Raw genomic sequence first — 14,496 nt, forward strand, 5'->3', positions numbered from 1 at the left:
TTATAGGCGATACCAATAATTTAAATAGGGTGGCTATAAATATAATGATGAAATAATTTTAACTCACACTTGATTTAAATTGTTCGTAAAATAAAAACAGACTCCATTCCAAAATTTCGTTCCAGGAATAGAGTCTAACTTGTAATATGTATAGAAGTTACCATAATGAGTGTACATATCACATTAATATTATATTCAGAATTTAGATAAATATTCAAAAGAATTAAGAAGTTAGAGTAAAATCTAACTTCTTTTTTATACAAAAATTAAAAGGAGGGTGTAAAATGGAAAACTTATTAAACTATTTTAAAATTATTGTAGCAGCAATAGGAACTGGAGTAACATGGCTATTTGGAACATGGGATACTGCTCTTATTGTTCTTGTATCATTTATGGCATTAGATTATGCAACTGGAGTATTAAGAGCATGGATAAATAAAGAGGTATCTAGTGATATAGGTCTTAAAGGTATAGCAAGGAAAACAGTTATATTTATTGTTTTAATAGTAGCAGTATTGCTAGATAGGCTATTAAATACTGGAACATGGGTATTTAGAACTCTTATATGCTATTTCTACATAGCTAACGAAGGTATTAGCTTATTAGAAAATTGTGCAGGATTAGGATTACCTATACCAGAAAAGCTTAAGGATGCATTAGTACAATTAAAAGATGGAGAAAAGAAAGAGTTAAGTAAAGAGCAGGAGTAAATCCTGTTCTTTTAATTTATAAAAATATATTTAAGAAAGAAGGAATTTAAAAATGAAAATTGGAGTAAATGATGGACATACTTTAAGGGGAGCTGGAACCGGCGCAGTAGGAATTATAAAAGAAGGAGAACATACAAGATTAGTTGGAGAAGAAGTAAGAAGATTATTAAAAGAAAGAGGAAATACAGTTTATAACTGTACAGTAGATTATGCAGCAACTACAAATGAAAGTTTAAGGTTAGTAGTTCAACAAGCTAATAGAGAAGATTTAGACTGGTTCATAGCAATTCACTTTAATGCTGGCGGTGGTAAAGGTGTAGAAGTATACACATACGAAGGTAGACAATACCAAGATGCAATAGATGTTTGCAATAATATAGCTACATTAGGATTTAATAATAGAGGGGTTAAAGCTGGTACAGGACTTTATGTAATTAGAAAGACTATAGCTAAATCTATGCTTATAGAAGTTTGTTTTGTAGATACAGAAGATGCAAATAAATATCTTTCAGTTGGATATAAGGCAATTGCAAAGGCTATAGTAGATGCATTAGATAATCATATAGCAAGTGCTCCAACAGTTAATACAAATACATCATCTCCAGTTCAAATTAATACAAGCAAAGGTGATGATTGGGTGAGAAGATTACAACAAGAATGTAATAACCAAGGTTTTTCAAAACAAGCTGTTGATGGAATACCAGGACAAGCAACATTAGCTGGTTGTCCTACTGTAAGAAAAGGAGCACAAGGGAATATAACTAAATTACTTCAAGAAAGATTAGTTACATTAGGATATAATACTAATGGTGTAGATGGCATATTTGGTAATGGTACTAAAAATGCAGTTATTGCTTTTCAAAAATCTAAAGGTTTGAGTGCAGATGGAATAGTCGGAGCAAATACTTGGAGAAAATTATTAAATTTATAATTATAAAAGTTATATATGAATTAATAATTACGGAGAGTTAAATATCTTAATTTATTACTATATTCAAAAGGAGATACATGTATGATAAAATATTACTTAAGAGGAGTTGAAGTTGATGGAAGAGTTAATAGGAATATTATTGATCGTATCTCCAGGATTTATAGTGAAAAAGTTAAAAGACTTGCTAGTAGCTAAGGAAGAGATTAAGACTGATGTGGAAAATACAATAGTATCAATTATTTATAGCATACCAATTTTAATTATTAATTTAATAATTTTGATGATTATATATAAAGTAAAAACAATACAAGAGATTACGTCAAAGTTTAGCGATATAAGTTTTATATTAATCTATGTAATAGTAACTTTAATATCAATAGTTCTCGTTGGATATGGATTAATATTTTTCTCGAAGAAAGTAAATAATGATATATTGAATAAAGTGAGAAAAGAAATAGGAGAACCTGAAAGAACTAACAGTTTAAATCCATGGCAAGACTTTTTTAAAGTTGAAGGGAATATTCCGATAAGAATATTTAAAGGTGGAGAATTAATAACACAAGGATTTGTTAAGCATTGGGATGTTGATGGATTAGATGAAAAAGATATAGTATTAGAATATGAAGATGAAATTAAAAAAAATCCAGAATGTTTTAAAAGAGTAAAAACTACTTACTATAGTGTAATAAATGATGTAGTTATCCAGGAATTATATTTTGACAAGGAGTTCCTGGATAACAATTAATTATTTACCTTTTTTAAATAAAATATCTAGATTAGAGTTATCTTTGTAACCAGAACCATTACGAATTTCTTCAAATCTAGTATTTTTCCCAACTGGTTGAGTAGGTGTTGGTTTAGAGCTAGATTTATTAGACATAATATCACCCCCTAAATACATTAAATTCGACAAAAATATAATAATCCCTCCAAAATTAAAATTTATAATTATCAAGGCTAGTAGGTAGGAGAAATCTTACTTACTAGCTTTTTATTTTCAGATAAAAAATAATTAGAAGTGAAAGGAATATAAGAAAATGAATAATATAATGATTTTTGAAAATAAGAAAGTAGAAGTATTTGAATTGAACGGACAAGTTTTATTTAATCCATATCATTGTGGGGAATGTTTAGAACTTGCAGATAGTTCTATAAGAGATGTAGTAAGAAAGATGAACGATAAGCAAGTAGTTAAATTAAAGAATTCAGATGTTGTTAATTCCAACATCCGAAAGTTAAATAATGCAGGAGAAAACTTTTTAACAGAAAGTGGAGTTTACAAGCTAATATTCAAGTCTAAAAAGAAAGAAGCTGAAAGATTTCAAGATTGGGTAACTGATGAAGTATTGCCAAGCATAAGAAAGACTGGATCATATACAATGCTAGAGAATAGAGTTGAAATATTAATAAACGACATAGTAAAAAGTAAGATAAATGAAATTGAAAAGAAGTGCTCTGAATACTACAAAATAAATTCAGCTAGCAAGAAACATATAAGTCAATATATCAAAAATAGATTAGGGATTAGAAGAACTAACAATGAATATGAGCAAGTTAAAGAAAGAGTATTTTTATTATTAGGTGTTAAAAAGTGGGAAGATATAGATATGGATACATTTAAAAATTCTATAAATATTATCGATGAAAGTATAAGAGTAATAAAAATGGAACGTCCATATGAACAAATAGAACTTAAAGTGTAATCACTATAAAAGAAAAGGAAATCACTCAATTGTATACGAAAGTGATTTCCTTTTGATTTTCTAGCTGGATTTATAGGTAAAAACATATGAACTTAACATCTTAATATATATCATGAATTTCTATGTAAAAAAAGAATATTGTAACAAACAGATCAAAAAATGAAATTAAAATTAAAAGTATCAAAATAACCTTTTAAAAAAGTCTACCAAGAACTACAATCTATATTTAAATATTAGATTTATAATTATTTAATTAATAGTATTCAATTTACAAAATATGATATAATTGTATTATATTTTTCGGGAACATACTTAAATTGAAAGGAATGAATTAGATGGTAGAAGCAGAGTTAGTTGCTATTAAAGTATCACCTTTACTTATTAGTATAGGAATTATAATTATTATTGGAGTAGGCTTATTAATCTATATGAAAAAAAGAAATAAGTCATAATGTTAATATATTGTTATATAAAAAGAGTAGGACAACCTACTCTTTTATATTTCTTTCATCACAAAGCCTACAGCAACAATACGCACCAAGATAATCCTGGTGTTTTTATTATACTCAAAAAAGACAATCCTTATTTCAGGGGGATTGTCTTTTGGGTAATAATAACAATTTAAAGTATAGATATATACTTCTTTATTATTTATACCATATAATATAAAATAAGTCAATAAAATCAAAAATAAGACCAGTTATATCAACTAGTCTTTATGGGGATTTATTAAATTGTAAAAAATGATATTACTTTATTTAGATTATTGCCAATAGAAAAGAAAATAATCATTATATAATAAAAAAATTCTAAATAAAATACAAAAAAAGTATTGAATTTATATATTACGTGTAGTATAATATAATTGTAAGGAGGTGAGAAAATTGGCAAATAAAAAGAAGAAGAAAAAAGGAATAGAACCTAAAGATTTAATACAGCTAATAACATCAATTACAACCTTGATAACAGCTATAATAAATCTAATACTTGCATTAAGTAAGTAATCAAAGGAAGGGTTAGCACCCCTTCCGTTCCTTAAATCTTCTTCTTAACTATATTATATCATATTAGTTAAGGAGGTAAATAGAAAATGAGAAAAATGGATAAGGTAACTTTATCTATAAGTTTATTAGCATTAGCAATAAGTATAGTAAGCCTTATAATATTAATAATAAGATAGGGAGTAAAACATCTATGGAGAAAAAAACAAGTGAATCGCAAACAAGGGCAAATAAAAAGTGGTCAGAAAATAATAGAGAATATTCCAGTTATTTAAGAAGCAGAAGCTCTGCAAGAAGTTTTATAAGAAATAAAGCAACATTAGAAGATTTAGAAGAATTAGAACAGTTAATTTTAGAAAGAAGAAATAGTTTATAAAATAAAATGATAGGTACTAATAGTTAGTATCTATCATTTTATTGTTTATTAATTAATTTAAGAACAAGAATTTTATTGTTTATTAATTAATTTAAGAACAAGAGAACTAAATCTTAATTAAATATTCATCCCTTCCAATTCCTTTAACATCTATATTATTAGTCTTTAAGAAATCAATAAACTTGTCTACAGTTTCAAAAGAAGAGAAATCGATTTTTAATATCAGCTCTTTCTTATCATCTTCATTTGTAGTCATATACAATCCCCCTTAAAATAAAGTAAGTAATATTATTATAAAGTTAGATAAAGCCTATTTTCAAATGTAAATGTTGGATATGAATTACAAGATATCTGCTTACAAAAGCAAGGTAAAAGAAAATGTAGGCAAATATAAAATTGCTTACATTTTGCCTACATTACTATAAAAATAATGTCATAGTATTATAAATCTATATTACATATAATAATTAGTGATTATTAATATTCTTTATGTTATTTAAGTCGCTAAGATCTTTACCTTCTGCCCAATCAAGAAACCTCTCTAATTCTGTACTGCGAACTTTTAATCTGCCTAATTTTAAGGCTTTTAAATAACCTTTATCTATTAATCTTCGGATGGTAGGTTCATCAGTTTTTAGAGTTTTGGATACTTCTTTTATAGTTAATAATTCAATATTAGGAGCTTTAATATAAGATGTACTATGTTTTATAGATTCATTATTTTTATTATAGATTCCTTGATATATATCAAGTATAAATTTTTTGATTAAATCATCATTAATATCTATATTAATATCAATATTAATAGGATTCATAAAAATATCACCTCATCTTAAGTAATATCCAAATTTAAAAAGTTAAATCTTTTATAGCAATATAAATTTTAAAACGTCAAAAAAACGTCAAAAAAACAATAGTTTTTTATAGAAAATTATACTTTTAATAAAATGATAAATCATTAAAAAGTATGATTTATAGAGATTTATTACCTAAAATTATTCTAATGATATATTTGCAAGGGAAAACAATATAAAGGTAGAATAGTAACTAAAGTTATGTATAGAATTGTTATAAGAGGGATAAGCTAAGTGAAAATGACAAAAGCTTAATAACTTTATGGGAGGTTACTATGTATATAAAGAAGAGGTTAATATCAATAATATCAAGTGCATTAGTAGTAAGCTTGCTTTTTACTGGATGTGGAAGTAGCTTTAAACAAAGTGTATTTAGTAAAGGGGTATTAACAAAGGAACAAGGTTCATACAATGAAGCAGGAAAAAATCCAGAGGATTTAAATGTTGAAAGTATAATGAATGAACTTACTAGTGATGAATATTTATCCAGAGTAGTAGGAACTAATGAAAATACTAAATCAGCAGAGTTTATTAAAAACTATTATGAAGCAATTGGGTTAGAGCCATTTAATAATGGAAGCTATTTTCAAGAGGTGGATTTAAATAAAGAAATGAGGTCTATATTTAATCCTGCTGGAGATAATGAAAATGAAGTTGATAATGTAATTGGAGTTATTAAAGGTGAAGATAGTTCTAAGGCAATTGTAATTTCAGCTCACTTTGACCATGTAACAGTAAGGAAGAAAAATGAAGAGGCAGCTAGCAACACTGATTCACAACAAATTAGTGTTAGCAAAATAGAAGGTGCAATTGATAATGCATCTGGTGTTGCAGTTTTACTTGAAAGTGCTAAGGAATTAGCTAATTATTATAGTGATGAAAAACCACCATATGATATAATTTTTGCTGCATTTAATGCTGAAGAACTTGGATTAATAGGTAGTAGAAAGTTTGTAAGTGAATTTAAAGAAACATATGATGATTGGTATAATATCAATATTGATTGTGTTGGAGTTAAAGGAAATGAAGGATTAGCAGTGAAAAATAATGATCCTGCATCTCAAGAGTTATATGATGATTTTATTGAAGTTTTAGATGAAGATGATGTTTACTATGAGATGGTTCCTTATGCAATGAATGAAGAAGGAGCAGTTGTAGGTAGCAGTGATCATATGTCATTTAGAAGAGAAAATGCTGCCTCATTAGTAATAGGGCAAGATGGTATTACAGGAGTTGTTCATACTGATGATGATAATATGTCAATTGTAGATGTTGAATTAATTGATGATATTAAAGAAGCATTAGTTGATTTTATAATAAAGACTGATGAAAAAATATATTAATATTGAAGTTTTTTATAATTGATTAAGTATATTTATTAAGTTATTTTAAAGAAGTGATAGGATTTATTTGTAAAAGGAAATCCTATCATTTTTTTTATAAGTAAATTTAGAAATTAATTTATAAAAAAATAAAATTAAATGTGATTTTGAGGATAAATGTTGAACTTTAAATATGAAAAAATATTATCAGAATATTCGGAAAAGAAAAGAAGTTATTGGGAAAATATTGTATAATTAGAAGTGGTATACAGTACTGAGGGGAGTGGTTAAATGTTCAAGTTTGAAACTCAGCTTAAAAAGTTAAAGCATGAGGTATTAACAGAAGTTGCAAGACTTGCAAAAAATGATGAAATTAGTTTAGAAAGTATTGAAAAGGTTCCTTATGAGGTTATTAAAGGTGAAGTTGCACAATATAGATGTTGTGTTTATAAAGAAAGAGCTATCGTTTTAGAAAGAGCCAAGCTTGCAGCTGGATATCTTGCTAATGGTGATAATGCTGAGCCAGATTTAATTGATATTAGACCTGATGAACAAATTATATATGTTATTGAAGCAGCATGTGATAGATGTCCTATAAACAAGTTCAATGTAACAGACTCATGCAGAAACTGTCTTGCTCATAGATGTCAAAGTGCATGTAATTTTGGAGCTATTACAATAGTAAATGGAAGAGCTTATATAAATCAAGAGCTATGTAAGGAATGTGGGGGATGTAAAAAAGCATGTCCTTATGATGCTATATCTGAAGTTATGAGACCTTGTAAGAGGTCATGTCCAACAGGAGCTTTAGATATTAATCCTAATGACAGACGAGCTATGATTAAACAGGAATTATGTGTTAATTGTGGTTCATGTATGAGAGCATGTCCTTTTGGAGCAATTTCTGATAAGAGCTTAATTGTCCCAGTTGCAAAGAGGCTTGGAAGAAATAGAAAGATGTATGCAATTGTTGCACCAGCTATAACTGGTCAATTTGGTCCTACTATGAATTATGGTAAGATTAGAAATGCTATAAGAGCACTTGGATTTGAGGAAATGATTGAAGCAGCATTAGGAGCTGATGCAGTAACAGTTCATGAAGCTAATGAATTTGTTGAAAGAATGGAAAGAGGAGATAAATATATGACTAACTCCTGTTGCCCAGGATTTTTAAATTTCATTGAAAAAACTAACCCAACTGAAAAAGATAGAATTTCTGGAACTGTATCTCCAATGGTTGCAGCAGCAAGGTATGTAAAGAAAGTTGATCCAGAAGCTAAGGTTGTATTTATAGGTCCTTGTACAGCGAAAAAGAGTGAAGCTGTTAGAATAGGAATAGAAGATGCAGTTGATTATGTTTTAACATTTGAAGAATTACTTGCTTTATTTGAAGCATTTGATGTTAATCCTTTTGAATGTGAAGAAGAAAATGTTAATGATGCATCTGTATTTGGAAGAAACTTTGGTGCTTCAGGTGGATTGACTGCAGCTATTAAGAATTATATTGCAGATAGTGGAGTTGAAGTTGACTTTAAACCAATACCAACTTCAGGACTTGACTGTAAAAAAACTATGATGCTTGCCAAGGTTGGTAAGTTACCAGGAAACTTTATTGAAGGTATGATGTGTGAAGGTGGATGTATCAATGGTGCAGGAGTAATTGCTCCTCCAATGAGAGCTAAGGCTGCATTTACTAAGATTAATAATGGAACTACTATTAAGGCTGTTCTTAAGAATAGAACTCTTGAGGAATTTGAAGATGTTAATTTAGAAAGAATGCCTTCTGAAGACGAATAGTTATTGTTATAAAAATTGATATAAGATATTTATTGTATAAATAAGTTATGAGATAGAGCTGTGGATTTGTCTATAGTATGATGAAATCGCAGCTTATTTCAATATATGGAATTTTATGTTAAAATTAATATTGGGTTATATAAAGATAATTTAATATAAATCAGAGTGATAAGTAAATTAGGGATAAATTTAAAGTTTAAATTAAAGAACATTGAATGAAAATTTAGGATATATAAGTGAATGAAATGTTTAGAAAAGTAATGGAAAACAAAGTAAATTAAAAATAAATTACTATAATTAGTAATATTTGACCTTAGTAAGGTAATAATATAGAAAGTAATTGTTGAAAGTTTACTTTATAAATTATATTATAAATATAAAGATATTAGCACTCTATTAAAGTGAGTGCTAACAAATGAAATATAGGAGGGTTTATTTATGAATATAAAACCATTAGGTGACAGAGTAGTAATAAAAAAATTAGAAGCTGAAACAACTACAAAGAGTGGAATACTTTTAACAGGAACAGCAAAAGAGCAACCACAAGAAGCAGAAGTTGTTGCAATAGGGCCAGGGGCAATGGTTGAAGGAAAGAGAGTTCCTATGGATGTAGAAGTTGGAAATAAGGTGTTATATTCTAAGTATGCAGGAACAGACGTAAAGGTTGACGGTGAGGAATATATTATATTAAAGCAAGACGATATATTAGCAATAGTAGAATAATTAATTGGGAGGTAAGTTTATTATGGCAAAGATGATTCAATTCGGAGAAGAAGCTAGAAGAGCAATGCAAGTTGGTGTTGATAAACTAGCTGATACAGTAAAGGTAACATTAGGACCTAAAGGAAGAAATGTAGTTTTAGATAAGAAGTTTGGTTCACCACTTATAACAAATGATGGTGTTTCAATTGCAAGAGAAATAGAATTAGAAGATCCATATGAAAATATGGGAGCTCAATTAGTAAAGGAAGTTGCAACTAAGACTAACGATGTTGCAGGGGATGGTACTACAACAGCTACACTTTTAGCTCAAGCTATTATAAGAGAAGGATTAAAAAATGTAACAGCTGGTGCAAATCCAATGTTACTTAGAAATGGTATAAGAAAAGCTGTAGATAAAGCAGTTAGTGAAATATTAGAAATTTCTAAACCAGTTAGTGGTAAGGAAGATATAGCTAGAGTTGCAGCTATTTCTGCAGCTGATGAAGAAATAGGTAAGCTTATTTCTGATGCTATGGAAAAAGTAGGTAATGAAGGAGTTATTACTGTTGAAGAATCTAAATCAATGGGTACTGAACTAGAAGTAGTTGAGGGTATGCAATTTGATAGAGGATATGTTTCAGCTTATATGGTAACTGATACTGAAAAAATGGAAGCAGTATTAGATAATCCATTAATTTTAATAACTGATAAGAAGATTACAAACATACAAGAAATATTACCAGTATTAGAGCAAATAGTTCAAGCTGGTAAGAAGTTATTAATAATAGCTGAAGATATCGAAGGTGAAGCAATGGCTACATTAGTAGTTAATAAGTTAAGAGGAACATTTAACTGTGTTGCTGTTAAGGCTCCAGGATTTGGGGATAGAAGAAAAGAAATGCTTCAAGATATAGCTATTTTAACTGGTGGTCAAGTAATTTCTGAAGAGTTAGGAAGAGATTTAAAAGAAACTACTTTAGATATGCTAGGTCAAGCTGAAAGTGTTAAGATAACAAAGGATAATACTACTATAGTAAATGGTAGAGGCGATAGCGCTAATATAAAAGAAAGAATTAATCAAATTAAGATGCAAATAGAAGAGACTACTTCTGAATTTGATAAAGAAAAATTACAAGAAAGATTAGCTAAACTTTCTGGTGGTGTTGCAGTAATTAAAGTTGGTGCTGTTACAGAAACAGAACTTAAGGAAAGAAAGCTTAGAATAGAAGATGCTTTAGCTGCTACTAAGGCTGCGGTTGAAGAAGGAATAGTACCAGGTGGTGGAACAGCTTATGTTAATGTTATTAACAAGGTTGCAGAATTAAAATCAGATGTTGCTGATACTCAAGTTGGTATTAACATTATAGTAAGAGCATTAGAAGAGCCAATGAGACAAATTGCTATTAATGCAGGAGTTGAAGGTTCTGTAATTATTGAAAGAATTAAGAACAGTGAAGCTGGAATGGGATATGATGCTTTACATGATGAATATGTAAATATGATTAAGACTGGAATAGTTGATCCAACTAAGGTTACAAGAAGTGCACTTCAAAATGCTGCATCTGTAGCTTCTACATTCTTAACTACTGAAGCTGCTGTAGTTGATATTCCACAAAAGGAACAACCAATGCAAGGTGCACCAGGAATGGGCGGAATGGATGGAATGTATTAATATAAATAAAAATTAACATTTCAATAAATAAGGTTATTATTAACTATAACTATGAGTTAGTAATAACCTTATTTTTATTTTATTATTAGATATAATTAGAAAAGAAAAGTTTTTTTGTAGTAAAATACAAAAAATTACAAAAAATGAATAAAACATGGAAAATAGTAATAAAAAATGGTACTATATAATTAATTAGTATTAATTACAATTATTTGTTTCTATAATAATATAATGTAAGTTTTGTTTTAAGGAGTAGTAATGGATATTTTTTTAGTAGTAATCTTTGGATTAGTAATAGGAAGTTTTTTAAACGTATGCATTTGTAGAATAGCAAACGAAGAATCAATTGCATTTCCACCATCACATTGTACTAATTGTGGATATGAATTAAAAGCTAAAGATTTGATTCCAGTGTTAAGCTATATATTTTTAGGTGGAAAATGTAGAAGTTGTAAGGAGAAAATTTCTATACAATATCCAATAGTTGAGATATTAAATGCAATTTTATATGTAGCAATTTATTTGAAATTTGGATTTACCTTAAATTTATTTAAGTTCTGCTTATTAGCTTCTCTTTTAATAGTAATAGGGTTTATTGATTTTAAAACCAAATATGTTTATAACTCCACAGTAGTTTTTGGAGTAGTATCTGGAATATTATTTGCAGCATTAGAATGGATAGAGACAAAATCAATACCTTGGAATTATGTTGCAGGTGCATTTATAGGGTTTGGTATTATATACCTTATTGTTGTTTTAACTAGAGGTATGGGAGAGGGCGATATTGATATAGCACTTATATGCGGATTATTTTTAGGTATAAAGGGTATTTTAGTGACTTTATTTTTAGCCATAATTTTAGGGGGAATAGTTGCTACCATAATCTTGATATTCAAGTTAAAAGAAAGAAAAGCTGAGATTGCATTTGGTCCATATTTAGCTATAGGTGGAATAATAGCTTGCTTATATGGAAGTAGGCTAATAGATATTTATTTAGGATTGTTTTAACTAAATTTTTAATTAAATAATAAATGAGATTATGATTGAATATCAATAGTTTACTAATTATACTAAGATATAGTAATAAAAATAATTACTTAAAAGGTAGTAATAAAAATATACATAAACCTTATATTAAAGTATTACATGGAGGAAAAATGAATCGAAGAAAGAGGTTAGGTGATATGTTAATTGAACTTAACTATATTACAGAAAATGACTTACAAGAAGCGCTAAAGATTCAAAAAGAAACAGGTAATAAAATAGGAGAGGTATTAATAGAAAGAGGTTTTATTACTGAGGATGACTTATTACAGGCTTTAGAGATACAGCTTGGAATACAAAGAATTTATTTAGATATGATAACAGTAGATAGAAAAGCTGTTAAGATGATTTCTGAATCCTTAGCTAAAAAATACAATGTATTTCCAGTTCAGTTTATTGAGGGTAAATTATTAGTTTTAATGAATGATCCACTTAATATAATAGCTGAGGATGATGTTAGAATTGCTTCTGGATATGAAGTTAAAATTGCTTTATGTGGTAAAGCTGAAATATCACAAGCAATATCAAAATATTATTCAGAAGATTATATGAAAAAAACTGCAGAAGAATTTAGAAATCAAGAAAAAAATAATGAGGTACTTGAAGAAGAGTTAAGCGAAGATATAAAAAATGCACCTGCTGTAAAGCTTGTTGATTCTATCATTCAAAATGCAGTAAGAAGTAAAGCAAGTGATATACATATAGAGCCTTTTGAAAATAGAGTTTGTGTAAGATATAGAATTGATGGAGCATTACAAAAGCAATTTGACTCACCAAAGGAACCATTGGCTGGTTTGATTACCAGAATAAAAATTATGGGTAATATGGATATTGCAGAAAAAAGAATTCCGCAGGATGGAAGAATATTTACTCGGGTTGATGATGAAAATGTAGACTTAAGAGTGTCAGTTTTACCAACTGTAAATGGTGAAAAAATAGTTATAAGAATATTAGATAAAAGTGAATTTAATGTTGATAAATCAGTACTGGGGATTGCTGATGATGATTTAGATAAGATAAATAAAATTATTAATAAGCCACATGGAATAGTATTAGTTACTGGGCCAACAGGAAGTGGTAAATCAACGACTCTTTATTCCTTATTAAGGGATTTAAATAAAGAAGATAAAAATATAATCACTGTAGAAGATCCAGTTGAATTTTCAATGGATGGGATTAATCAAGTAAACGTTAATGCTAAAGCAGGATTAACATTTGCTTCAGGATTAAGATCAATATTAAGACAAGATCCTGATATAGTAATGCTTGGGGAAATAAGAGATACTGAAACAGCCGAAATAGCTGTTAGAGCTGCTATAACAGGACATTTAGTTCTAAGTACAATACATACTAATGACGCACCATCATCTATAGTAAGATTAAAAGATATGGGGGTTGCTCCTTATCTTGTTTCATCTGCTTTAGTAGGAATTATAGCTCAAAGACTTATAAGAAAACTATGTATTCATTGTAAAGAAGAATATATAGCAAGTGATTATGAAAAAGAAATTTTAGGAGTGCCTAAATATCAGGATTTAACTTTATACAGAAAAGTAGGCTGCAATAGATGTAGCAATACTGGATATAAGGGAAGAGTTGGCATATATGAAGTTATGGAAATTAATAGAGAAATAAGAGACTTAATTAATGCAGATAAACCACTAGAAGAAATTACAAATGCTGCATTAAGAAATAATATGAAAACATTAAACAAGTCTGCAATGAATGTTGTATTGAATGGTAATTCTACAGTAGAAGAATTGTTAAGAGTAACTTTATTAGGTGATTAAAGGAGAAATGATAAATGCCTGTTTTTTTATATGAAGGTAAATCATTAGATGGTTCTACAGTTAAAGGAATGATTGATCTTGAAACACAAGATGATGTAAAAGAAATGCTTAGAAGTAAAGGAATATTCCCAATTTCAGTAAGAGAGAATAATAAAGGTGCTACATTAGAGTTTAATATTAAAAAGGGAATACCTTTTGATCATTTAGCAATTCTTTGTAGACAATTTTATTTTACTTTATCTGCAGGTATACCAATGATGAGAACTATAGCAATGATAAAAGATCAAATTGAACATAAAAAGTTGAAAAAGATATTAGAAAATGTTTATGATGAAGTTCAAAAAGGAAGCTCTTTATCAGAAGTTTTGCATAAACATAAAGATATACCTTTTATGCTTACTGCAATGGTTGAAGTTGGAGAGGCAACAGGAAATATAGATCAGGTTATGGAAGAAATGGCTGATTATTATGATAAACAACATAGACAAAAGAAAAAAATAGATGCAGCTTTAACTTATCCGAGACTGTAGATAATTTTGTGTAATATAGTTTCTTATAAATCAAATATTACTGGAAATTTTGATTTCCAGTAAT

Annotated in this window: 16 protein-coding genes; 13 read left to right on the forward strand and 3 right to left on the reverse strand. The window is 28.3% G+C overall.

Annotated features, from left to right (window positions below):
* The first annotated feature begins 284 nt into the window (after positions 1-284).
* The 3 genes from ABUA17_RS17350 (at position 285) to ABUA17_RS17360 (ending at position 2,386) form a co-directional block, all read left to right on the forward strand.
* Positions 285-710: a phage holin family protein gene (locus ABUA17_RS17350; protein ID WP_055276340.1), complete on the forward strand. Its 426-nt coding sequence runs from the start codon at positions 285-287 to the stop codon at positions 708-710.
* A gap of 52 nt (positions 711-762) precedes the next feature.
* Positions 763-1,641, forward strand: coding sequence for an N-acetylmuramoyl-L-alanine amidase (locus tag ABUA17_RS17355; protein WP_349818173.1), 879 nt, complete (start codon positions 763-765; stop codon positions 1,639-1,641).
* Positions 1,642-1,756: 115 nt separating this feature from the next.
* Positions 1,757-2,386 carry a hypothetical protein gene (locus ABUA17_RS17360; protein WP_055276336.1) on the forward strand — a complete coding sequence of 210 codons (630 nt, stop codon included), beginning with the start codon at positions 1,757-1,759 and terminating at the stop codon, positions 2,384-2,386.
* On the opposite strand, the gene ABUA17_RS17365 is transcribed toward ABUA17_RS17360, so the two are convergent.
* On the reverse strand, positions 2,387-2,521 hold the full coding sequence (locus ABUA17_RS17365) for a hypothetical protein (RefSeq protein ID WP_278336307.1): 135 nt from the start codon (positions 2,519-2,521) through the stop codon (positions 2,387-2,389). It abuts the gene before it with no gap.
* A gap of 157 nt (positions 2,522-2,678) precedes the next feature.
* Between ABUA17_RS17365 and ABUA17_RS17370 the strand changes: the two genes are divergently transcribed.
* The 3 genes from ABUA17_RS17370 (at position 2,679) to ABUA17_RS17380 (ending at position 4,721) form a co-directional block, all read left to right on the forward strand.
* Positions 2,679-3,344, forward strand: coding sequence for a BRO-N domain-containing protein (locus ABUA17_RS17370; protein ID WP_070102640.1), 666 nt, complete (start codon positions 2,679-2,681; stop codon positions 3,342-3,344).
* A 335-nt stretch (positions 3,345-3,679) separates the two neighbouring features.
* Positions 3,680-3,796: an LPXTG cell wall anchor domain-containing protein gene (locus tag ABUA17_RS17375; RefSeq protein ID WP_147576273.1), complete on the forward strand. Its 117-nt coding sequence runs from the start codon at positions 3,680-3,682 to the stop codon at positions 3,794-3,796.
* A gap of 742 nt (positions 3,797-4,538) precedes the next feature.
* Positions 4,539-4,721: a hypothetical protein gene (locus ABUA17_RS17380; RefSeq protein WP_342986021.1), complete on the forward strand. Its 183-nt coding sequence runs from the start codon at positions 4,539-4,541 to the stop codon at positions 4,719-4,721.
* Positions 4,722-4,827: 106 nt separating this feature from the next.
* On the opposite strand, the gene ABUA17_RS17385 is transcribed toward ABUA17_RS17380, so the two are convergent.
* Together ABUA17_RS17385 and ABUA17_RS17390 are read right to left on the reverse strand one after the other, a co-directional pair.
* On the reverse strand, positions 4,828-4,977 hold the full coding sequence (locus ABUA17_RS17385; protein WP_349818172.1) for a hypothetical protein: 150 nt from the start codon (positions 4,975-4,977) through the stop codon (positions 4,828-4,830).
* Between the two features lie 211 nt (positions 4,978-5,188).
* Positions 5,189-5,536: a helix-turn-helix domain-containing protein gene (locus tag ABUA17_RS17390; RefSeq protein ID WP_349818171.1), complete on the reverse strand. Its 348-nt coding sequence runs from the start codon at positions 5,534-5,536 to the stop codon at positions 5,189-5,191.
* Between the two features lie 314 nt (positions 5,537-5,850).
* Here ABUA17_RS17390 and ABUA17_RS17395 point away from each other — a divergent pair, with 314 nt between their 5' ends.
* The 7 genes from ABUA17_RS17395 to ABUA17_RS17425 all read left to right on the forward strand — a co-directional run bounded on the left by ABUA17_RS17395 (position 5,851) and on the right by ABUA17_RS17425 (position 14,432).
* Positions 5,851-6,918 (forward strand): M28 family metallopeptidase, encoded by a 1,068-nt coding sequence (locus tag ABUA17_RS17395; RefSeq protein ID WP_042399186.1) that lies wholly within the window; start codon positions 5,851-5,853, stop codon positions 6,916-6,918.
* A 270-nt stretch (positions 6,919-7,188) separates the two neighbouring features.
* Entirely contained in the window at positions 7,189-8,694 is a 1,506-nt protein-coding gene (locus ABUA17_RS17400) for a 4Fe-4S dicluster domain-containing protein (protein ID WP_055275593.1), read from the forward strand.
* A 438-nt stretch (positions 8,695-9,132) separates the two neighbouring features.
* The gene (gene groES / locus ABUA17_RS17405) at positions 9,133-9,417 is read left to right on the forward strand and encodes a co-chaperone GroES (protein ID WP_042399195.1); all 285 of its coding nucleotides are present in this window, start codon (positions 9,133-9,135) and stop codon (positions 9,415-9,417) included.
* Positions 9,418-9,439: 22 nt separating this feature from the next.
* Positions 9,440-11,068 (forward strand): chaperonin GroEL, encoded by a 1,629-nt coding sequence (gene groL, locus ABUA17_RS17410; protein WP_042399199.1) that lies wholly within the window; start codon positions 9,440-9,442, stop codon positions 11,066-11,068.
* A 258-nt stretch (positions 11,069-11,326) separates the two neighbouring features.
* Positions 11,327-12,076, forward strand: coding sequence for a prepilin peptidase (locus ABUA17_RS17415; RefSeq protein ID WP_195951731.1), 750 nt, complete (start codon positions 11,327-11,329; stop codon positions 12,074-12,076).
* A 149-nt stretch (positions 12,077-12,225) separates the two neighbouring features.
* Positions 12,226-13,902, forward strand: coding sequence for a GspE/PulE family protein (locus ABUA17_RS17420; protein ID WP_195951730.1), 1,677 nt, complete (start codon positions 12,226-12,228; stop codon positions 13,900-13,902).
* A gap of 14 nt (positions 13,903-13,916) precedes the next feature.
* Positions 13,917-14,432: a type II secretion system F family protein gene (locus ABUA17_RS17425; protein WP_195951729.1), complete on the forward strand. Its 516-nt coding sequence runs from the start codon at positions 13,917-13,919 to the stop codon at positions 14,430-14,432.
* Positions 14,433-14,496 lie beyond the last annotated feature (64 nt).

The organism is Clostridium sp. RTP31139st1_H3_RTP31139_211217 (assembly GCF_040227035.1).
Lineage (GTDB): Bacteria > Bacillota > Clostridia > Clostridiales > Clostridiaceae > Clostridium > Clostridium saudiense.

Excerpts from the sequence above, each read along its gene's own strand:
- ABUA17_RS17350 (WP_055276340.1), top strand. The coding sequence starts at position 285 with ATGGAAAACTTATTAAACTATTTTAAAATTATTGTAGCAGCAATAGGA.
- ABUA17_RS17355 (WP_349818173.1), top strand. The coding sequence starts at position 763 with ATGAAAATTGGAGTAAATGATGGACATACTTTAAGGGGAGCTGGAACC.
- ABUA17_RS17360 (WP_055276336.1), top strand. The coding sequence starts at position 1,757 with ATGGAAGAGTTAATAGGAATATTATTGATCGTATCTCCAGGATTTATA.
- ABUA17_RS17365 (WP_278336307.1), bottom strand. The coding sequence starts at position 2,521 with ATGTCTAATAAATCTAGCTCTAAACCAACACCTACTCAACCAGTTGGG.
- ABUA17_RS17370 (WP_070102640.1), top strand. The coding sequence starts at position 2,679 with ATGAATAATATAATGATTTTTGAAAATAAGAAAGTAGAAGTATTTGAA.
- ABUA17_RS17375 (WP_147576273.1), top strand. The coding sequence starts at position 3,680 with ATGGTAGAAGCAGAGTTAGTTGCTATTAAAGTATCACCTTTACTTATT.
- ABUA17_RS17380 (WP_342986021.1), top strand. The coding sequence starts at position 4,539 with ATGGAGAAAAAAACAAGTGAATCGCAAACAAGGGCAAATAAAAAGTGG.
- ABUA17_RS17385 (WP_349818172.1), bottom strand. The coding sequence starts at position 4,977 with ATGACTACAAATGAAGATGATAAGAAAGAGCTGATATTAAAAATCGAT.
- ABUA17_RS17390 (WP_349818171.1), bottom strand. The coding sequence starts at position 5,536 with ATGAATCCTATTAATATTGATATTAATATAGATATTAATGATGATTTA.
- ABUA17_RS17395 (WP_042399186.1), top strand. The coding sequence starts at position 5,851 with ATGTATATAAAGAAGAGGTTAATATCAATAATATCAAGTGCATTAGTA.
- ABUA17_RS17400 (WP_055275593.1), top strand. The coding sequence starts at position 7,189 with ATGTTCAAGTTTGAAACTCAGCTTAAAAAGTTAAAGCATGAGGTATTA.
- groES (WP_042399195.1), top strand. The coding sequence starts at position 9,133 with ATGAATATAAAACCATTAGGTGACAGAGTAGTAATAAAAAAATTAGAA.
- groL (WP_042399199.1), top strand. The coding sequence starts at position 9,440 with ATGGCAAAGATGATTCAATTCGGAGAAGAAGCTAGAAGAGCAATGCAA.
- ABUA17_RS17415 (WP_195951731.1), top strand. The coding sequence starts at position 11,327 with ATGGATATTTTTTTAGTAGTAATCTTTGGATTAGTAATAGGAAGTTTT.
- ABUA17_RS17420 (WP_195951730.1), top strand. The coding sequence starts at position 12,226 with ATGAATCGAAGAAAGAGGTTAGGTGATATGTTAATTGAACTTAACTAT.
- ABUA17_RS17425 (WP_195951729.1), top strand. The coding sequence starts at position 13,917 with ATGCCTGTTTTTTTATATGAAGGTAAATCATTAGATGGTTCTACAGTT.